The sequence below is a fragment of the Bradyrhizobium sp. 191 genome (assembly GCF_023100985.1).
Taxonomy (GTDB): domain Bacteria; phylum Pseudomonadota; class Alphaproteobacteria; order Rhizobiales; family Xanthobacteraceae; genus Bradyrhizobium; species Bradyrhizobium diversitatis.
Window position 1 is genome coordinate 5,974,638 of record NZ_CP064692.1, and the last position, 20,158, is coordinate 5,994,795.

Genomic DNA, 20,158 nt, shown 5'->3' on the forward strand with positions numbered 1-20,158 from the left:
TGCTCGTGCTCTGTTGCGCACGCCCGTTTGCGAAGATTCGCACTGCCTCGCCTGCCCGGGATGGATACAGTTTTGTGAGCGAGGGAGGGCATTTCCAATGAAGCTGATAACTAAATTGTTGCTGCTGACATGCGGCGCGCTGGTCGCAGGAGCGACCGGAACAGTTCCGGTCTTGGCCAAGGAGACCGTAAAGCTTGCGTTTATTGGACCATTGTCGGGTGGGAATTCAGCTCCCGGCATCGGGGGCCGCAACTCCACGCAATTGGCCGTGCAATTGCGAAACGCCGACCCCGCGGCAAAGTATACTTACGAGCTCGTCACCTTCGATGACGAATGCAAGCCGAATATCGGCATCCAGGTCGCAACCAAGGCTGCATCGGATCGTAGCATCATTGCCGGTGTGACCCACTATTGCTCGGCCGTAGGCATCGCGACGGTTGATACCTATGCCCGGTTCGGATTGCCGGTCGTGGTGTGGGGCGCCATCCTGCCCGAGATCACCTATGGCAACGACTACCACGAAATTCATCGCGTCAATGGGACGATGATCAATGAAGGCAAGCTCGCAGCGGAGTTCCTCACCAAGCAGGGATTCCTGAAATACGTTGTCGTTCACGACACCACCGACTACGGCAAGGGACAGAACAAATATTTCGGCGAATATCTCAAGTTGGCTGGCGGCGAGATCGTCGCGACTTTTCCGGTCAGCCCGGATCAGCAGGACTTCACGGCTGAACTCACCAAGATCAAGGAGCTCAAGCCGGATCTGATCATGGTGGGCGGCCTGACGCCGCTTGGCGTGCGATTGCGGGCTCAAATGGATCGGGTCGGAGTCACCGCCCAGCTTGCGGGCGTCTCCGGCATCATGAACGCGGGCTTCCTGGAAGGCGCAGGTGCCGCAGCGGAAGGAACGATTTCCTTCCACAACGGCGCTCCCATCAGCAAATATGAGCAGGGCCAAGCGTTTCTCGACGCATACGCCAAGGCGGGCTTTCGCGAGGACCCGGACGCCTATGGCCCCTTCGCCTACTCTGCCGCCAATCTGATCATGGATGCGATCGAGAAGGTTGGCCCCGACCGGGCCAAGGTCAAGGACCTGCTCAACACGACCAAGGGATACAAGTCGCTGGTCGGCGAGATCAATTTCGACGACCACAGGCAGAACATCCTGAGGGCCAACGTCTATGTCGCCCAGGATGGTAAATGGGTCTACTGGTCGGATAGCGAATATTCCGCCGGCAAACGAAAACTCCGCCTCAACTGACCAAGACGTCATGGGTCGCCCTAGCGCGCGGAGACATTGATGGACCTCGGAATCGTAGCGCAGCAGGTATTCAACGGCCTCATGCTGGGCGTGATCTACTCAATGATCGCCGTTGGATTTTCGCTGTTCTTTGGGGTGCTCGACGTCATCAAGTTCTCGCACGGTGACGTCGTGACGCTCGGAAGTTTCTCAGCCTTGGGAGCCGCCGGCCTTTCGGGCGCTCTCTTTGCGCTGCCCCCTGCGCTGGTCTTGCTCGCCGGTTTGTCGGCTGCGGTCGGCGCCGGGGCGCTCGCGGGCGTCGTGATCGGGAGGGTTCTTGTGATCCCCTTGCGCGGCGCCCCCAGCATCAATGTGCTGCTCGCGACCTTGATGGCCGGCACCGTGCTGCGCGAGGCCATCCGGCTTGGCGTGCCCAACGGCGGAAACCCGAAACCGTTTCCGGCTTTGTTGCCGAGCGGCATGATCAAGGCCGGTTCCTTCAGTGTGGGTATCGACAGTGTGATCATCGTGTGCGCCGGACTGCTGCTGGTGGTGGGAACGCATCTGTTGGTGACCCGCACCCGGTTCGGGCTCTCGATCCGCGCCGTGGCCCAAGATGACGAGGTTGCACGCCTCGCAGGCATCGACCAGCGGCGCGTGGTGCTGGGGACCTTCGCATTGGGATCGGGGCTCGCCGCTTTTGCCGGCTGCATGCTCGGGCTGTATTACCGCGAGATCAACTTCAACATGGGCGTTCTGCTCGGCATCATCGGATTCGCCTCGGCTGTCGTGGGCGGTCTTGGAAGCCTGATCGGGCCGATCATCGGGGGATTTCTATTCGCCGGCGTGCAGACGCTGGTGGTGGTGGCGATGCCGATCTCGAGCGCTTATCGCGATGTGGCGGCCTTTGCCGTCATCATCATCCTGATTGGGTTGTTCCCGACAGGAATGATTGCAGAACAGCGCAGCGACCGGGTGTGACATGAGCAGCCTTTCAAGCCCGGCTCCCTCGCTCTCCGTCCCGCGGATTCGTCGTCATCCGCGCGCCCTCGTCGCAGCTGTGGTGGCGCTTCTGTTTTCCGGCGGCGGCGTGATGATGCACGCCGAATCCCAGCCCGTAGTTCTCGCCTTGCTCGCGGCCTTCATTCTGGCGTTTGGAGTGGCGGATCGAACGCAGATGGGCCGGGAGATCGCCGCGACCTGCGGCGACTATCGAGGTGTTGCCAATGGAACGGCATTGCTGTGTGCGTTGATCCTGATTGTCCTGTTTCACGCCGATCACTACGCGCTTCTGATGCTGGCAACCGTGGCAATCTTCTCGACTGCCTGCATCGCGCTCAACTTGCAGCTCGCATTCGCCGGCATCGCCAACTTCGCAGGTGCGGCCTTCTTCGTCACGGGATCATATACGGCCGCCGTAGTGAGTGCATACACCACCGTTCCGCACGCATTTGCGCCGCTGATCGGCGCGCTTGTGACGGGTGCAATAGGCCTCGTGCTGTTGCTGCCGGTGCTGCGCACGCGCGGGCACTATGCGGCGCTCGTGACGATCGCCTTCGGCGTGCTGCTGCGGACCTGGCTCGAGGTCAACGACGTCCTCGGCGGCCCCCAGGGCCTGAAGATCGGAAGCTTCTCGATCATGGGGCTGGATTTCGCACGGCTCAACCAGATTGGTCCATGGAGCGTGTCGTTCTATCTGCCCTATGCAACGGTCTCGGTCTGCATGTTCGGCCTCGTGTTCATCCTCGTCCGTCGCCTGGAAAACTCGTGGGTCGGCATCGCCCTGGACGTTGTCCGCAGCGATGAGACCGCCGCGGCGGTGTTCGGCCTGTCGATCCGGCTGTGGAAGGTCGTCGGCTTTGTCCTCGGCAATGCCATCATCGGCATGGCTGGAGCGCTCTACGGGATGATGAATGGGTTCGTGACACCGAACGGCGCGGGCCTCGGGGACTCCCTGCTGATGCTCTCAATCGTGGTGCTGGGCGGAATCGGCAATTTGTGGGGCTCGGTCATAGCCGCCTTGATCATCCTTGAAGTGCCGGAAAAACTGCAATCGATCCAGGAATTCCGCCTATTGCTGTTCGCCTTGCTCGTGCTCGTTATCTTGCTGTTCCGCCCGGGCGGCATCCTGCCTCGTCCGGTGAGGGACCTGTCGCGCTTCATCGACGGAGCGCCAAAATGAGCAGCACTCTGTTGCAGTGTGCCGGTCTCACCAAGACATTCGGCGGGCTGGTCGCGCTCGACCGTTTCGACGTCGAAATCGGCCGCGGCGAGACGATCGGGCTGGTCGGGCCCAACGGATCGGGGAAGACGACATTCTTCAACGTCATCACCGGACTTTACGACCCGAGCGCGGGATCGATCCGGCTGGATGGCCACGACCTGTTTGGCTGTGCGCCGCAGATGATCGGTCGTGCCGGTGTCGCGCGAACGTTTCAGCGATCGAGGCTGATGCTCGATCAGAGCGTGTTCGACAATATTGCGGTCGGAGCCCTCTGCCGTTGCGATCTCGGTCTTTTGACGAATCTGTTTCGCCGCGCGCGGTGGGGCCGAGAGCTGCGGGAGACGGTCAATCGCGCACGCGAGATCGCATCCCGCTTCAACGCCGCGATTGCCGACCGGCTGTTCCAGCCTGTGAGCTCTTTCCCGATGATCGACCGTCGGCGGATCGAGATCTGCCGGGCGCTGATCGGCAGGCCGCGCCTGCTGTTGCTGGATGAGCCCTCCGCCGGTATGACCCCCGACGAGACGCGCGAACTCATGGACGATCTCCTCGCATTCAGGTCCGAGATGCCGGATCTGGCCGTGGTCCTGGTGGAGCACGAAATGGACGTCATCCGGCGTGTCTCCGATCGCTGCATCGCACTCAATTTCGGGCGGAAAGTCTTCGAAGGCAGTTTTGACGGCTTGATAGCCGACCCCGAAGTGCAGGCGGCTTATCTCGGGAGAGGTCAATGATCAGCGTGCGACGAACCGCGGCGCGGACATTGTCGGTCAATGCGATCAACGCCGGCTACGATCGCGCCGACGTTCTGAAGAACGTGACCATCGAGGTCAGGCCCGGTACGGTAACGGCCATCCTGGGAGCCAACGGCGCCGGCAAGAGCACGTTGATCCGGGCCATCCTCGGGTTGACCCGTGTTCGGAAAGGCGAGGTACGCTTTGGACATGTGGCGACAACCAATATGCCTACGCACAAGATCGCGGCTCTCGGGATCGCAACGATCCCGGAAGGCAATCGCGTGATGCCGCGCATGAGCGTCCTTGAGAACCTCAAGGTCGGCGGATTGATCATGCGTGACGACAGGCGCGTTGCGGCGCGGATGGATGAGATGTTCGAGGTGTTCCCGCGTCTGAAGGAGCGGCGAAGCCAGTTGGCGGGAACACTGTCCGGCGGCGAGCGGTCGATGCTCTCCATCGCGCGAGGGCTGATGGCCGATCCGGAGCTCGTGATCTTCGACGAGCCCTCGCTCGGCTTGTCGCCGCTATTTGTGTCGGAGGTTTTCGGAATCGTGCGACAACTGAAGACAGCCGGACTTTCGGTTCTGCTGATTGAGCAGAACGTGCGTCAAACCCTCGACGTGGCCGATTACGGCTACGTGCTGGCACAAGGACTCGTTGTCGCCAAAGGAAGCGCCGAAATCTTGAAAGAGAATTCCGAGCTTCACAAGGCATATTTTGGAATCCACTAGGGAACGGAGCTCGCGATGAATTATCAGGGATTGGAGCGGATCAATCCGCTGCGCAAACCGAAGGGTTTCGAGCCGGTGGTCCAGCGCTGGTCCGTCGGTTTCCCACGCAAATGCGGAGCTTTGTGCCTTGCATTTCACGGCATCCAGGGACCGAACGCGGAAGCCGTCTACAAGTCCGGCTTCATCCCGTGGATATCCGAGGCCGTCAGCCTGCCGAACGGCCCGCACGTGCACGATCATGCGTGGTTCGTCGATCACAACGGCCTCTATACGCATGTGGTTGCGAGCTATTGGGTTGACCAGACCCGTCGTGATGATTGGCTCGAAGATAGTCGCGTGGCAAATTGGTGGAACGATTCGGCGAGGTGTTCGGAGGCAACGGGCTACTTCCGTGAGAGCTTGACCGTTCCGATCGAACGCCTTGAGACGCTGTATTGGAACGATTATCCAGCCGGAATGAGTCGCTCTAACGAAGTGGCGCTGTACCCGACACCGTATTGCGGCTACTACGGCGCGATGCGCGACCGGATCCCACTCGCCGCGGTCGATCCCTTGCCGTCGGCGCTGGCTGAGCTCCCATCGGCGACGCCGCGCGAGACCAGGTCCAATCGGTGGCGGATCGCTACGCCCCAGAATCTCACGGTCATTCGGTCGGCGGCCTTTTGGGGGCGCTGCGATCCCGACCAAACCGAAGATTACATGCGCGACCTGCGGGCTCCCCTCGAACGCGGAATGGACTTCTTGCGCGAAAGTCCTGAGGCAACGGGCTGCTGCTCGCTTCGATTCCAGCAAACATGCGATGCCGGCGGCGCACCCGAGCTCGAGACTCATGCGCTCGGATACTTTCTGTCGCTTGGCCACATGGAAAACTGGGCTGAGCATCATCCGTCGCACGGCGCGATCTTCCGCGCCGCGATGGCCCGTTACCGCAAGTTCGGCGCGAAGAACCAGCTCAGAACCTGGCATGAAGTCTTCGTGCTGCCGGAGAACAACCAGCTTTTCGAGTATGTCAACTGCGCGCCAGGCACGGGCCTGGTGAACTACTTCGAAGGCGAGCGGCGGTCCTAGGCTGGACTGCTCGGGTTATGGCCGCGATTCGATCAGATCGAACAGGGCTGTCATCGCGCTCGACACATAGACATCCTTTCGCCAGACGAACACCGTCTCAACGGCGGCCCGGGAAGGCGGCAACGCATGCGCAGCGACCCTGCCATCCCGGGCGGCAGCTGCAATGACACCTCTCGGCATCAAGGTGACGCCAAGGCCGGCTGAGACGCAACTGATGATGGCGTCGAGAGAACCAAGCTCTTGCGGCTCGGACAGAGTGATCCCCATTTCCATCAGCATCGTCTCCAGACGGGTGCGGTAAGAGCAGCCGATCTGAAAGACGATCATCTTCAAGGGCCCGATGGCAGCCAGGTCCTTTGTCCGGACCGAAGGGGTCGTTACCAGCACGAGCTCCTCGTGGAAGAAAGGCCGTTGATGCAGGTCCGGGTGATCGACGGGGCCGGCGACAAACGCGCCGTCGAGACGATACTCGAGGACGTCATTCAACAAGCGTGTGGTGTTTCCGGTCGTGATTGCGAGCCGGGCGTGGGGACACGCGTTAGCAAATCTTGGCAGAAACGGAGACAATCGCAACGCGATGGTCGTCTCGAGGCTTCCGATCAGCAGAGTGCCCCTCGGCACACCATCATCCCATGCCGCAGCTCGGGCATCCGCAGCAAGTTTTGAAAGCCTCGCAACGTAGGGGAGCACCCTGCGAGCTGCCGCGGTCGGTGTTACGCCTCGTGCGTGGCGCTCGAAGAGTGAAGTGCCCACCTTGCCCTCAAGCACTCGGATACGAGTCGTGACAGCGGATTGAGCAGTACCTAGTTCCGCTGCCGCACGGCTCATACTTCCAACGCGCACAACTGTCTCGAACACTTTGAGATCGGAGAGATCCATGCCAGTCCACTCTTGAAGTCAGCAGCAGCAATTCGAATGATGTCCCATCATCCTAACGAATAATTTTGACCGCGCGGAAGACGCATTGGCGAACGATGCGGCGCGCATAATCATCTAGAGAAGAGATGACCGTCATCTGAATTGGTAATATTTCGCCGCGGACCGGAGCGCTCGCAACGATGCTTGCTTAAACTCGTATCACTGCGCCCTTGTTCTGCTGGCACTGATGTCCAGGTGACCCCTGCGCTAACCTTCTACTCGAAGTGCCTTGCTCCCGCTTTCCGGCTCGGAACATTGGACGTCCCGACGGACTACATTGCTCAAACCGAGCTCCTTCTGCACGCCTCCGCCTGGTTCGTAGCTCCGATGCTGAGCGAGGTGGTGGTGCGGCTGATCGAGAGCAGCAAGCTTGAACAGCTTCTGCGTGAGAGGCGCCTGCAGGCGCTTGAGCGTTACCGGGTGTTCCTGGACGTTTTTTCCAAAGCCGCGAAGCTTCAGATGCGGCTTGCTCCGGGGGGCGCCGTCGCTAACCGCGAATGCGATGCGTGGGGTTACGAGTATGCCGCGACCGCGGGCCGCGACGGCAAATTGATCTGCGGACCACTCCCGCGGCAATGGCAACCATGCATAGAACACACCAAAAGATGTTGTTGCACTCTCTGATGCGCTACTGACTTTGCGCGAAATCCTCGACTCCTGCATCAGTTTCCGCGCGAGGTTGTCCTGACCGCGATGTGGATTCCGATTCAAATGCGTGTCGCAGGAAGACATAGGCCAGCAGCAGCCGCTCCGGGCAGCGCCCGCCGATCTCCAGGTGCCCGCAGGGTTCATAGCCAGATGGCAACGTTTGCTGCGATGGATAAGCGAGAGCGTAACCAGGCTTCTCGTGATGGCTCACCTCCACGGCTGTACCGTGTCTTCCATGCTCCATTGTGCTTACTGGATCAGTCAGCTTCCGACACAGTCGCGTATTCGGCGGGCGCGGTGGGACGATCAGCGTTATGTCTGTATTCCGCCGGCGGCGCCTGGAACGCGCGAACGAACGCGCGGCGCATGTTTGCCGGGCTGCCAAACCCGACTCGGTGGGAAATTCGCTGGATGGACAGCTCCGTTGTCTCCAGAAGGATGCGGGCGGCTTCGACCCTAACCTTTTCGACAAACCGGGCCGGAGTCGTCGCCATTTCGTACATGAACGCGCGACTGAAGTTACGAGGGCTCATGGCGGCGCGCTTGGCAAGCGCGTCAACCGAAAGATCCCCTGCAAGGTTCGTCAAAGCCCAATCCATGACATGACTGATCTGGCTGTTTCGGATCGATTGCGCCTTGAGAAATTCGCTGATCTGCGGCTGATTGCCCGGCCGCCGCAGAAAGACGACGAGCATCCTTGCAACTTCGAAAAATGTCGGCCGTCCACAGTCGTTCTCGATGAGATAAAGGCAGAGGTCGACACCGGCCATTCCGCCGACTGCGGTATAATATGGGCCGTCACGAACGAACAGACGATCCGGCTCGACGTGAACTTTTGGATACATCGCCGCGAACCGCCCGGTGTAGTCGCGATGCGTCGCGACGCGTCGGCGGTTGAGCAAACCGGCCGACGCGAGGACAGACGTACCTGTGCAGGTCGCGCAGATCCGGCGCGCCGATGGCGCGCTTCGGACGAGCCAATCGATCAGATGCTGATTGTCCTCAGCGGCCTGAAGTTCGTGACCGCCGGCGACGAGGATCGTATCGTAGAAGGTATCCAGCTCAGGTCCGATGACCTTGTCGGAAAGCATGCGCACACCAGAAGAGCCCACGATGGGGCCCGAGGTCACGGCGATCAGATCGATCTTGTAGCAAATTGGCGTCGTTGATGATCGGCTGGCTTCATTGAACGCGTCGATTGGTCCCATGAAGTCGATGGCGTTGGCGCCGTTGAGGACGACAATCCCGACGCGAACAATTTGTTCGGGTACCCCGTGAGCACCTGTGAAGGCCCGAGGGCTGGAGGTCCGAACTGCCTCATCGATCCTGCTGCGGATAGTCGGCGATCGAGGCGTGTCGCGGACAAAGAGTTCGTCACCCATAGATCGGCCTCTGCCCGATGGCGGGCTCGCCAGGTCTCCGCCAGGCAAGTTGCTACATCCCAGATGTAATAGAATTGGGGGCACGGGGGCGGCCAAACTCACGTCGACATCGGCCAATTGGTTGCGAAAGTCCGCCCCTGCGCGGCAGTGTCATGCGCGAGCCCGTAAGTTCCGGAGGGCAAGTCGCATCGCCTCTGCTACCGCTACGACATGGCCTTCTGTTTACCAGTGGAAAAGCATCTGTTCGCTAGGGCCGGCCGCCGGCGGGAGACGGCGCGGCGGTATGGCTCCTGCCACCCCACGCGCTACGAAATCTCAGACGGTACTCGCCGGGGCCGATGCCCAGGTTGCGGATGAACGCCCGTCTCATACCATCGGCATTGCCGAAGCCGCATCGGATCGCGATTTGTTGCAACGACTTTGCACTATCCTCGAGAAGCAGGCGCGCTGCGTCCAACCTTGCCGCGTCGACGAATTCGGCGGGCGTCATGTTCATCTCCTGGCGGAACACGCGCGCGAAGTTCCGGACGCTCATTCCCGCTTGTTCGGCCAGATGGTCGCCCGAGAGCGTGGCGGTCAGATTGTCTAGCACGTATTGCTGGACCTGCTGGATCTTGCTCTTGCCCGACATTTGCGCGGCGAGATGCGCGCTGAATTGCGACTGGCCCCCCGGCCGCTTCAGGAACATGACCATATAGCGCGCGACGATCAGCGCCAGTTCGCGTCCGTAATCTTCCTCGACGAGGGCGAGCGCGAGGTCCATTCCTGCCGTGACACCGGCAGTGGTGCAAAGATTGCCGTCCCTGATGAAGATCTGATCGGCATCCACGTCGAGGTTCGGATATTCATTCCGTAGGCGCGTGGCGCACTCCCAATGCGTCGTCACGCGCTTGCCTTCGAGCAGGCCTGCTGCTGCAAGCAGGAAGACACCAGTGCAGACAGAGCCAAGGCGCCGGACCGTCCCGGCCCTGCGCCGCAGCCACTGAACCATGGCAGGATCGACCGCCGCAAATGACGGGTCGCCGCCGAACAGGAGCGTGTCGATCGGCTCGTCGGGGTTGAAGATATGACGGTCGGCCACGAACCGTAGTCCGCCGGTTCCTCGCACTGGATCAGCCGATCCGGCGATGACTTGCACCATGTAGGCGTTTGGGTCTCCAAGCCGCCTGGCCGCCTCCCAGAACACCTCGGCCGGACCGACGACGTCGAGAGATTGAACCCCAGGCGGAGCAAGCAAGGCGATGCGCATCAACGATCCTCAATTGAGACCAATTGTTATGCAATTTCCATTCCCGTTGCCCGATCCGAAGGCGTCACTTTCGGCCAGATTGGCGCGATATTCGGACACTCGTGCCGTTGCTGAGGCTGGGCTCGGGCCGCGCGGCTTTGATAACATGTTGAGGGTGACGCGCGAACTTGCCGGCAGGAACCGTACGCGGACCAGTCCGACCACGATATGCCCATGATACGCACGATCCTTCGGCTCGCGCGCTAAGCCGCTTATCAGGATGCCTCAGCGCTTCAGTCACCAAGACCGGACCGTTCGACCATCGTCTCCAGTACAGCCAGCCATATCTCGTAGTAATTCCAACTCGGATCGGACTTGTCGTGGGCGGCTTCCCAAGCTGCGATCGTGGCTATCAGCTCCGAACGAAAGTCTTCCCATTCGAACACCCCCTGCTTTGAGAGGGCCAGCGCCATGCCGAAAGCCTGACGCTGCCAAGGCGCTCCGAAGCAGAGGTTTCCGTTGTCCTTCGGCGGCATGTCCGATTGTCCCAACATGCTGCCGACGGCGAAATGCTCGAAATTCGTCTGCATTGATGCCTCAGGCGCCCGGCGGCTTGACGACCGCAACGCCCATCATCGACTCCGGCGTGACGAGTGCTGCAAGTTGCTCTTCGCTGAAGCCGTCCGTGCCTGAGGGCCGCTCGGGAACGACAAACCAGCGAATCTGGGCACTGCTATCCCAGGTTTTGATTTCAATGTTCGGGCCGACAGTCAGGCCGAACTCACTGAGCACCTTCCGCGGCTCACGCGCCGCCCGCGCGCGGAAGGATGGGTCCTTGTACCAATAGGGCGGCAGACCAAGAATCGGCCAAGGGTAGCACGAACAAAGTGTGCAGATGATCAGATTGTGCACCTCGGGTGTGTTTACTGCTGCGCGCATATGCTCGCCCTCTGCGCCGGCGCCCTTGGTCACGAAGTTCATCTTCTCGACCGCTGCCATAGTGTCTTCGGCGAGAAGTGCCTTGAAGTCGGGATCAACCCAGGCCTTGGCGACGAGCTTGGCACCGTTGAACGGACCCATCTCGGTGGCGAAAATTGCCATGATTTTGTCGACGGTCTCGCTGGTGATGATGCCCCTCTCGATGAGAAGCGCCTCCAGCGCACCTGCCCGGGCCGCGTTCACTGCCTCACGGTTCTTCGAATGCGCGAATCGTTGCATCTCGGGCTCCTCAGGAGGCGGACGTGGGCTCGAGGTAGGCCTCGAACAGGTCGGCGTAGAAGGTGAAGTTCGTCTCGGTATTGCCCGGCCAAAGATCCTGCGGATCGAACCTGACGCAGTAGACCGTCATTGCGTTGCCGATCCCGTCGGGCCCAGTGTCGCAAAGGTAGGTGTAAGCATCGGGGTAGACGCTATCGACAATCCCGAACTTGTTCCGGAGATGACCGGGCAAACGAGTATGTTCGACCGACTTTGGGTCAGCGATTTTGACGGCGTCTCCAGGTGCGAAACGGGGCGGAGCTGCGCGCTCACGTTTCGGATCGTCTCCAATCAGCAGATATTTCCGAACGCGAGCATCGACTTTGCCGTCGCCACGCGCTGGCATCGCGGAAGACGACGACAGGAACGCTTGGGTGCGTGCGTCGAGCTCGGCCTGAGTGATGTATCCCTTCGCGACGAAATATCCGGAGATGCCGCCGAGCCACTTCTCATAGTAGCGAAATTTGAAGTAGTCGAACGGGTTCATCGACTCTGCGCCTTTGCGCAGGTCCGCCCAGGTCCACACGGTATTGAACGTACTCGGCGTCATTTCGAGATCGAGTTGCGGGCTGAGCGCCATCATCGCCGTGTGGATGCCGAAGATGCGCTCCTCCCAGGCCTCAACGAACACGCGTGTTTCGAGCGAGATCGGATCGAGCCCTTCGAGGCCCCCGAGATAATGCTGTAACTTCATGCTGAAGTCCTTTCCCTCAGGGTGAGCATGACGCCGCCCGCGAGCGGCCGGTAACGACGATGATTCCTACACATGAAGCGCGCCAAATCTCCGGTCACCATGGAAAAGCACCGGACAAGACCGATTACATGATCCATGTTAGGCGACGAGACTTGCGTCCTTCTCGGTCAGTTCGGCAATCTCGGCGCGAATTTGAGCCGCATCGAGATCCCTTCCAATAAACACGATTGCGCTGACCCGAGACTCGCTGGCGGCCCATGCGCGACCTGGCCGCCCTTCGAGCGTCATGTGGACGCCGTGGAATATCCAACGGCGTGCTTCACTTGCCAGGGACAGAATGCCTTTACAGCGCAGGAGGCCTTCGCCGTTCTTTTGGACGAAAGCGTTCAACCAGCGAAAGAAACGAGGTCCGTCCAGGGGCCGGTCCGCGCGGACTTCCACGCTGATCACGGATTGATCGTGCTCGTGCTCGAGGTCTGAGAGCAGTAGCGGCTCGATCGCCAAGCAGTTCTTCAAATCAAAGGCCCCGACGTCGACGATTGAGGTGACATTCACCCGACCTTCGATCGGGATCACAACCCGGACGATCGGATTGATGGACCTGATGACCGCTTCTGTCTTGGCAAGCGCGCCTTCTTCAGCCAGATCCAGCTTGCTGATGACCGCGATGTCGGCAAAGGCAATCTGCTCGGCCGCGATGTTCTCCCCAGATCCCTGGTCGGCAAGCCATCTACCGATGTGCGTGGCGTCCACCACGGTCACGACCGCATCGAGCGTGGTCGCGGCCGAGAGCGCCTCGTCGACAATGAAGCTCTGGATAACGGGGGCGGGGTCGGCCAGGCCCGTGGTCTCGATCAGGATCCGACGAATGGGCCTTGGCCCGGAAAGCAGCTTGGTGATTGTCGAAACGAGGTCCGTGCGGACCGTGCAGCAGATGCAGCCGTTATTGATCTGCAGAAGTTCCTCGTCGACACCAACGACCAGTTCGGCATCGATACTGATGGCCCCAAACTCGTTGACGATGACGGCGGAGTCGGCCACCAGGCCGCTTTCAAGGAGCTGGTTCAAGAGCGTCGTCTTGCCCGATCCCAGAAAGCCGGTGAGGACAGTGACCGGAATTTTTTGCGGCGTCGTCATCGAGCCCTGCGCTTCTTTGCACTACTACCCAGCCGGGGAGGCTAGTTTTGCGAAGTAGGACACCGCAACTTCCGTGAGCGTGCAAATCCTGCCAAACAGCGTCAAGATCGTGCATTGGTTACGCTGAAGCCACGGTTTTTAAGCGTCTGGTAAGCGCGCGGGCCCAAGGCTGTCGATCATATTTTTGGTCGTGAGCGTCCCATGTCCCTTCGTGGTTTGAGAGCCAAGTTCCTTATCGTGATCGCTGTTGCGCTCGCCGGCATGATCGCTCTGGTGCCGATCGCGCTTTATAACATCCGCAGCCAGATGATGACGGATCGACAAGCCAAGATCCAACAGATGGTCGATGTCGGACACGGTATCCTGGCCCACTACCACAAGCTCGAAATCGAGGGAAAGCTTGGCAAGGAGCAGGCCCAGGCTGCCGCGCTCGCGGAAATCAAGGACCTTCGCTACGACAAGATCGAGTTCTTCTGGATCAACGACATGGTCCCGCACATGGTCATGAGTCCGGCAAAGCCGGAGCTTGATGGCAAGCCGGTCGGAGATTTCAAGGATCCTGCTGGCAACTACCTGTTTCGGGGCTTTGTCGATATCGTACAGAAACAGGGCGGTGGCTTCTACGGGTACCTCTGGCCCAAAATGGGCTCCGATCAACCGGTCTCCAAACTGTCTTACGTCAAAGGATTCGCGCCGTGGGGCTGGATCATCGGCACCGGTATCTATCTCGACGATGTCCAACTGATCTTTCGACAGACAGCCTGGACGTTCGCGTGGATTTGCCTCGGTGTCGTTGTTCTCATGCTCGCCATTTCCTTGACCATTAGTCGAAGCGTAACGCGGTCGCTTATCACGATATCCTCTCTTACCGAGAAGCTCGCTTCGGGCGAAGACGATTTTGAGGTGCCATACACGACGCGCCGCGACGAAGTCGGTAGTCTTGCCCGCGCTTTGCGTGTCTTCAAGGAGAACGCGGCCGACGTCCGCAAGATGCACAGCGAACAGCAGGAACTCAAGCAAAGGGCTGACAAAGACAAACGTAGAACGATGGTGGAGCTCGCCGGCAAGTTCCAGACAAGCGTCGAAACCGTCGTGCGAGAGGTCTTCGACGAAGCAAGCGAAATGCAGAAGGCCGCCGAGAGCATGTCCGTGAGCGCCGATCATGCCAACGTGCGGGCAAACTCGGTCACAGAAGCGTGCCGCGAAGCTTCCGATAACGTACAAATGGTTGCTTCGGCCGCCAGCCAATTATCAGCCTCAATCAACGAGATCAGCCATCGCGTAACACAGGCAGCTCAGGTTGCCGACAAGGCAGCCAACGACGGGCAGCGTGCGAACGCGACCGTGCAGGGGCTCGCGGCCGCTGCCTCCAAGATCGGTGAGGTCGTTGCGCTGATCAATCAGGTTGCCGCGCAAACCAACCTGCTGGCGCTGAACGCCACGATCGAGGCGGCGCGCGCGGGAGAGGCGGGAAGAGGCTTTGCCGTCGTTGCCGCCGAAGTGAAATCTCTCGCGACGCAGACCGCCAAAGCGACCGACGAAATCGGCGCGCAGATTTCGTCCATCCAAGCCGAGACGACCTCAGTAGTGGGCAACATTCAGAGCATTCTGGCGACCATAACCGAGGTCAATGAGATATCGTCTTCGATCGCCTCGGCAGTGGAGGAGCAGGGCGTCGCAACGCAAGCCATCGCGCAAAGCGTCCGAGACGCCGCTACCGGCACCAGTCGGGTTTCGCAGAATATCTCCGAAGTCAACACCGCCACGTCTCAAACCGGACAGGTGGCTGGCACCGTCCTCGGATCGAGTGCACGCTTGACCAGCAAGTTGCGACTGCTGCAAGACGAAGTGAGCAGTTTTGTTGCAAGCGTCAGAGCCGCATAGAGGCACAGAGCAGCGCTACGGGCTTGATTGTTGTTCCGAAGCCGAAGTTGTCGATCAAGACAAAAGACCGAGCAATGACGGTGTGGCGCGTCAATCGAGCCCAGCGATATGTGGATTACCAATGGATCAAGGTTCAGAGCCCACTTCGTTGTGTGTGCCGATGGCTTTCGATAGCGCGGTTTCGTTGGACGATTTTCGAACCCATTTTGGGGGCGCAATCGTCGAATTGCTCCTAACGATCGAGCGTGCCGCACAGCTCATTGTCGCGACTTGTAAAGAGATGCCCGAGACAGCCGAAAAGCAACGCCTTGTCGATCAGCGCTGCAAGCTCGTTCGTCAGGCGATATATTTGCGGCGGCTACTCAGCAATTTAAGCCTTTTTGCAAATGAGCCGGTGCAGTTAATGGTCGTCCAGCGAGCTGACGATGGTCCGTAGACGTTTCGACGCCGGCGCTTCAATTCTACGATAATGGACAATCGATGGAATCTTGAGCTTGATCCGGTTTAGGGCGAGTAGAGGTGATGCGATCGCGGGATCGCGGGCTGGTACGCAGCGGTATCGAACTGACGTGGTGCACGAGCGCGTTACGGCCAAGAAGATTGCACGCGTTAAAAGTTCGAAATCCAGATCAAGAGCCGATCCAACGCGGTCCGTCACCTCGCCTTCCTTAGGCCTAGTGGATTATGGGCGGGGTACAGGCGACTTAAGGCGAAGGCCAGCTTCAGGCGCCGCTACATGGTCTGCTCTCTCATGAGCCGATAGAGGTGTGCGCGGCTTATGCCCAGCAATTCTGCCGCGCGTCGCTTGTTGCCGCCGGATTGCTCCAGGGCAGCTTGAATTTCCATGGCAGTCTGTGACTGGATGCGCTGCTTGAGGGGGCGCGGCGCGCGATCCGCGTCCTGCCGCGAGGTTGGAGATGTGTCGAGTGTCATCAGGCGCCCGGTCACTATGAATCGGGTGAGGATATTCTCCAGTTCGCGAACATTGCCGGGCCATTTGTGACCAACAAGTGAACTCATTTCTTTCCGGCTCAGATCTCTCGGCGCTGCGTCCAACCGGGCCGCAATCCGCTGCAGCAGTTCTCGGGCAAGAAATTCGATGTCGGCTCGATTGCGAAGGGGAGGGACGTCGATCGGTAGCACGCCGAGCCGATAGTAGAGGTCCTGTCGGAATCGGCCTGCGCGCGCCAGCTCCTGAAGTGGCCGATTGGTAGCGCAAACGATGCGGGTGTTGACGACGACAGGCGTCGTGCCGCCTACGCGTACCATCTCGTCGGTCTGGAGAACACGCAGCAAGCTGCCCTGCAGCGGAAGCGGCATGTCGCCGATCTCGTCCAGGAAGAGTGTGCCGCCCGAAGCCAACTCGAACTTCCCGAGCTTTCCGCGACTGCGTGCCCCCGTAAACGCGCCGCCCTCATAGCCGAACAGCTCGGCTTCGATCAGTTCGCTGGGAATGGATGCGCAATTTATCCAGACAAATGGGCCAGCAGATCGTCTGGAGTGCGCGTGAATTGTGTGCGCCGCCAATTCCTTGCCGGAACCTGTCTCGCCAGAAATCAGGACTGGAAGATCATGTCCAGCGACGACGTCCAGCGATGTGCGGTAGGCATCCATAAGCTCGCCTTGGCCAACGATGTCGCTCATACTGAATCGGGAGCGCCAGGGCTTATTGCCTTGCGGCATCTCCAGCTCGGCCTGCGTAGCCCGTCGGAAGGTTCTCTTCAGGGCCGCGAGATCCGAGAACAGGGCAAGACCAACTGCCCCGATGATCTGGCCGTCCTGGAGCACAGGAACTTGTCGCGTGATGAGCTGGTGGCCGCGGACCTTCAACGGATAGCCAACATGGCTTCCTTCTCCTCGGGCGACGAGATGAAGCTTGGTCTGTGGTCCCACAACGTCCGTGACGTGTCGTCCAACGAAGTCGTCCGCCGCCCCTCCGAGAAGTCTGCAATACGGCTGGTTGATCAAGACAATCGTGCCTGACGTGTCGACCGCCACGAGGCAGTCCGAAACGTGATCGAGAACAAGCCTCAGGAAGCCTGCCTCTTCCGACGATCCGGCGATCCATTGCGAAAGAACCATGGAGCAGTTTCAAGCTCTTGTGTCACCCATATGCGACGCGAATGTCACTTATCTGCGACACTAGCTCCACCTTCCGCTGCCGTCAAACCCCGGTGGTCTTTCCGACCACCATAATTAGCTTCGCTCTGCCATAGGGTTAGGCGCTGTCGTGCGGCATGAAACCGAAATGGCATGGCCCTTGCGAACCCTCCGCTCGGGAAACCATCTCGGGAGGAATGCAATGCCAGCTACCAGGACCGTCACAGTAGGGGACACCATCGTTGAAGTGTCGGGAGAGGGGGCGCCGCTGGTGTTCGTGCACGGCTTCACGACAACAGCGGAGTTCTGGCGCGAGCAGATCGAAGCATTCTCGGTCCGTCACCAGATGATCCGCATCAACCTGCCAGGTCACGGCTGCTCGCCACGTCCGGAAGATCGAAACTACACGATCGAAGCCTTTGTCGAAGACGTACTCGAAGTCTATCGCGCCCTCGCCATCGATCCGGCTGTCCTCATCGGCCTCTCGATGGGTGGCACCGTGGCCCAGACCTTCGCACTGTCGTACCCTGAGCGGGTAAAGGCGCTCGTGCTGGTCGGAGCCACACCACACGGACTGGGATCCGACGTCAATGTCGACAATGTGCTCAAAGCTATCGAGGATCTGGGCGTTGTCACGGCGAGCCAAACGGTCATCGAACGGTCCTTCGGATCCGCTGCAAGCCGCGCGCTCATCGACTTCGCCAAGAAGGAGGTCGCGCAGACACCAGCCTTCGTGGCCCGACAGGCGATTGCCTCACTTAACGCGTCGGATAGCCGCGCCAAACTCGGCGATATCCGCGTACCGACGCTGGTCATCGTCGGCGAAGAAGACATCATCACGCCGCCAAAGGAGTCGCAGATCCTTGCGCAGGGCATTCCTAACAGCAGGCTCTATAACATTCCAGCGGCCGGGCATTTTCCGATGCTCGAGCAGCCGAATACGTTCAATCAATTGCTGGGAGAATTTTTGGTGCGACAGGGAATGATGCCGCCACCGCCTCGCGTTGCAGTCCGTGCGACGTCCCTCGTCCACCAAAACATCTGATGCGGGAGAGCAAAATGTCCGTTCAATCCGTTCATACCATCCATTCAGGCACTGATGTCGCCTCCCATCGTCTTGATCGCGATACTAAGCGTATCATCTTCGCAGCTGCCCTCGGCACCGTCTTCGAGTGGTATGACTTCTTCGTCTACGGCTCTCTTGCCGCGTTCTTCAGCACGCTGTTCTTCCCAAAGGGAAATGAGACAGCGGCATTGCTCGCGGCGTTGGCGACTTTCGGGGCGGGCTTCGTCCTTCGCCCGTTTGGTGCCGTCGTCTTCGGGCGGCTCGGCGATCTCGTCGGGCGCAAGAAGACGTTTCTCGTCACAATGCTGGTGATGGGTCTCGCCACCGCGGCAGTCGGCCTGCTGCCGACCTTCGAAACCTTCGGTTGGTGGGCGCCCACAATCCTGGTCGGCCTTCGCCTGCTGCAAGGTCTCGCGGTCGGCGGCGAATTCGGCGGCGCAGTGACCTATGTTGCGGAGCATTCTGATGCGGACCGCAGAGGGTTCACCACGAGCTGGATCCAGATCACGGCGACGCTCGGATTATTTCTTTCGCTGATCGTGATCCTGCTGTGCCGCTCTTCGATGTCAGCGGAAAGCTTCTCGAGTTGGGGCTGGCGTATACCGTTCGTGGGATCGCTCGCCCTTCTTGTTCTCTCGCTTTACATTCGTCTTAAGCTGCATGAGTCACCGGTGTTTCAGCAGATGAAGGCTGAGGGCAAAGGCTCGAGGAGTCCGATCGCAGATACGTTCGGTGATCGTCGCAATCTGCGTCTGGTGCTTGTGGCAATTTTCGGCGCCGTGGCTGGTCAGGCCGTGATCTGGTACACTGGGCATTTCTACAGCCTCTATTTCATGACGGCCGTGCTGAAGATGAGCCTCGAGCAGGCAAACTTGTATCTGCTCTTCGCGCTGGCTATTGGTACGCCGTTCTTTCTGTTGTTCGGCTGGCTGTCCGACAAGATAGGGCGCAAGCCGATCATCATTGCCGGATGTGCCTTGTCGGCCTTATTGATCAACCCTCTCTTCCATGGACTGGCAACCTACGGCAATCCGGCGCTCGCGGATTTCCGCTCGAAAACCGCTGTGGTGATCCACGCAAACGACTGTACCGAAAATCAGTCGTTGTTCGGTCAACTCTTCAGTCCCCAAGCGGCCAAAGAGTGCACCCGCGCGAAGTCGTTCCTAACAACGCGAGCCGTTCCTTACGTCGTGAAAGCCGATGCGGCATCTCTCACTATCCAGATCGGCGATGAAGCGGCTGTTCCCTTCGACGAGGCCAAGCTCCTAAGGGCACTCACCGAAAGGGGTCTTCCGGGATTGAAGGCGCCGGCCGAACCCAATGGTCCCATGGTAGTCGCGGTACTCTTCGGGCTGGTGTTCCTCGCGACGATGGTTTATGGCCCGCTAGGAGCCCTTCTCGTCGAACTTTTCCCGGTGCGCATCAGGTACAGCGGCGTCTCCGTTGCCCTACAACTGGGCAATGGCTGGATTGGTGGATTTGCGCCATTCGTCGCGACCGCAGTCGTCATCTCTACCGGCGATATTTTCGGTGGACTCTGGTACACGATAGCATTCGCGGCTTCGACGGCAATTATCGGAGCTATACTGCTGCCGGAGACTCGCGGTCGAGACATCAATACTTGATCGTGTACCTTGGGAATTGGCGAGATCGTCTTATTGCGCTCGCCGGTTCTCCGCTCTTTCCTGACGTTTGGCTTCCGACGTCGAGCAGATGCATGCAATCCGCTGGGACGACCGGCTCGGCTGTTCAATGTGGGATGGGCCGCTACTGGCTTAAGGCGGTAGCCATTTTCCGCTGCCGGATTACGAGAGCGTAGCTGCACCTTCAAGATGATATGA

The 20,158-nt window shown here is 59.7% G+C and carries 19 protein-coding genes; 11 read left to right on the forward strand and 8 right to left on the reverse strand.

Annotated features, from left to right (window positions below):
• Positions 1 to 97 precede the first annotated feature (97 nt).
• From IVB23_RS27865 to IVB23_RS27890, 6 genes are read left to right on the forward strand one after another with little or no spacing between them, the layout of a single operon-like run.
• Complete coding sequence (locus IVB23_RS27865; RefSeq protein WP_247800750.1) at positions 98 to 1,264, forward strand: branched-chain amino acid ABC transporter substrate-binding protein; 1,167 nt, start codon at positions 98 to 100, stop codon at positions 1,262 to 1,264.
• Positions 1,265 to 1,303: 39 nt separating this feature from the next.
• Positions 1,304 to 2,224: a branched-chain amino acid ABC transporter permease gene (locus tag IVB23_RS27870; RefSeq protein ID WP_247800751.1), complete on the forward strand. Its 921-nt coding sequence runs from the start codon at positions 1,304 to 1,306 to the stop codon at positions 2,222 to 2,224.
• A 1-nt stretch (position 2,225) separates the two neighbouring features.
• A complete protein-coding gene (locus tag IVB23_RS27875) occupies positions 2,226 to 3,425 on the forward strand; it encodes a branched-chain amino acid ABC transporter permease (protein ID WP_247800752.1) in 1,200 nt (399 codons plus the stop codon).
• Complete coding sequence (locus IVB23_RS27880) at positions 3,422 to 4,201, forward strand: ABC transporter ATP-binding protein (RefSeq protein WP_247800753.1); 780 nt, start codon at positions 3,422 to 3,424, stop codon at positions 4,199 to 4,201. The genes IVB23_RS27875 and IVB23_RS27880 overlap by 4 nt, the downstream gene beginning before the upstream one ends.
• A 29-nt stretch (positions 4,202 to 4,230) precedes the next feature.
• Positions 4,231 to 4,935 (forward strand): ABC transporter ATP-binding protein, encoded by a 705-nt coding sequence (locus IVB23_RS27885; RefSeq protein ID WP_247800754.1) that lies wholly within the window; start codon positions 4,231 to 4,233, stop codon positions 4,933 to 4,935.
• A 15-nt stretch (positions 4,936 to 4,950) separates the two neighbouring features.
• Positions 4,951 to 6,003: a phenylacetaldoxime dehydratase family protein gene (locus IVB23_RS27890; RefSeq protein WP_247800755.1), complete on the forward strand. Its 1,053-nt coding sequence runs from the start codon at positions 4,951 to 4,953 to the stop codon at positions 6,001 to 6,003.
• 15 nt (positions 6,004 to 6,018) lie between these two features.
• On the opposite strand, the gene IVB23_RS27895 is transcribed toward IVB23_RS27890, so the two are convergent.
• Positions 6,019 to 6,882 carry a LysR family transcriptional regulator gene (locus tag IVB23_RS27895; protein ID WP_247800756.1) on the reverse strand — a complete coding sequence of 288 codons (864 nt, stop codon included), beginning with the start codon at positions 6,880 to 6,882 and terminating at the stop codon, positions 6,019 to 6,021.
• 366 nt (positions 6,883 to 7,248) lie between these two features.
• Between IVB23_RS27895 and IVB23_RS27900 the strand changes: the two genes are divergently transcribed.
• Positions 7,249 to 7,545, forward strand: coding sequence for a hypothetical protein (locus IVB23_RS27900; RefSeq protein WP_247800757.1), 297 nt, complete (start codon positions 7,249 to 7,251; stop codon positions 7,543 to 7,545).
• Positions 7,546 to 7,826: 281 nt separating this feature from the next.
• On the opposite strand, the gene IVB23_RS27905 is transcribed toward IVB23_RS27900, so the two are convergent.
• From IVB23_RS27905 to IVB23_RS27930, 6 genes are all read right to left on the reverse strand, one after another.
• Complete coding sequence (locus IVB23_RS27905; protein ID WP_247800758.1) at positions 7,827 to 8,951, reverse strand: GlxA family transcriptional regulator; 1,125 nt, start codon at positions 8,949 to 8,951, stop codon at positions 7,827 to 7,829.
• 247 nt (positions 8,952 to 9,198) lie between these two features.
• Positions 9,199 to 10,200, reverse strand: coding sequence for a GlxA family transcriptional regulator (locus IVB23_RS27910; protein ID WP_247800759.1), 1,002 nt, complete (start codon positions 10,198 to 10,200; stop codon positions 9,199 to 9,201).
• Positions 10,201 to 10,472: 272 nt separating this feature from the next.
• On the reverse strand, positions 10,473 to 10,769 hold the full coding sequence (locus IVB23_RS27915) for a nitrile hydratase accessory protein (RefSeq protein WP_247800760.1): 297 nt from the start codon (positions 10,767 to 10,769) through the stop codon (positions 10,473 to 10,475).
• A gap of 7 nt (positions 10,770 to 10,776) precedes the next feature.
• Positions 10,777 to 11,397, reverse strand: coding sequence for a nitrile hydratase subunit alpha (gene nthA / locus IVB23_RS27920; RefSeq protein WP_247800761.1), 621 nt, complete (start codon positions 11,395 to 11,397; stop codon positions 10,777 to 10,779).
• A gap of 10 nt (positions 11,398 to 11,407) precedes the next feature.
• On the reverse strand, positions 11,408 to 12,130 hold the full coding sequence (nthB, locus tag IVB23_RS27925; RefSeq protein ID WP_247800762.1) for a nitrile hydratase subunit beta: 723 nt from the start codon (positions 12,128 to 12,130) through the stop codon (positions 11,408 to 11,410).
• 138 nt (positions 12,131 to 12,268) lie between these two features.
• A complete protein-coding gene (locus IVB23_RS27930) occupies positions 12,269 to 13,267 on the reverse strand; it encodes a GTP-binding protein (RefSeq protein ID WP_247800763.1) in 999 nt (332 codons plus the stop codon).
• 201 nt (positions 13,268 to 13,468) lie between these two features.
• Between IVB23_RS27930 and IVB23_RS27935 the strand changes: the two genes are divergently transcribed.
• Together IVB23_RS27935 and IVB23_RS27940 are read left to right on the forward strand one after the other, a co-directional pair.
• A complete protein-coding gene (locus IVB23_RS27935; RefSeq protein WP_247800764.1) occupies positions 13,469 to 15,151 on the forward strand; it encodes a cache domain-containing protein in 1,683 nt (560 codons plus the stop codon).
• Positions 15,152 to 15,272: 121 nt separating this feature from the next.
• Positions 15,273 to 15,587, forward strand: a complete 315-nt coding sequence (locus IVB23_RS27940; RefSeq protein ID WP_247800765.1) for a hypothetical protein — start codon at positions 15,273 to 15,275, stop codon at positions 15,585 to 15,587.
• Positions 15,588 to 15,883: 296 nt separating this feature from the next.
• On the opposite strand, the gene IVB23_RS27945 is transcribed toward IVB23_RS27940, so the two are convergent.
• Complete coding sequence (locus IVB23_RS27945; protein WP_247800766.1) at positions 15,884 to 17,233, reverse strand: sigma 54-interacting transcriptional regulator; 1,350 nt, start codon at positions 17,231 to 17,233, stop codon at positions 15,884 to 15,886.
• Between the two features lie 220 nt (positions 17,234 to 17,453).
• Between IVB23_RS27945 and IVB23_RS27950 the strand changes: the two genes are divergently transcribed.
• Positions 17,454 to 18,296 carry an alpha/beta fold hydrolase gene (locus IVB23_RS27950; protein WP_247800767.1) on the forward strand — a complete coding sequence of 281 codons (843 nt, stop codon included), beginning with the start codon at positions 17,454 to 17,456 and terminating at the stop codon, positions 18,294 to 18,296.
• Between the two features lie 14 nt (positions 18,297 to 18,310).
• Positions 18,311 to 19,942, forward strand: a complete 1,632-nt coding sequence (locus IVB23_RS27955) for an MFS transporter (protein WP_247800768.1) — start codon at positions 18,311 to 18,313, stop codon at positions 19,940 to 19,942.
• Positions 19,943 to 20,158 lie beyond the last annotated feature (216 nt).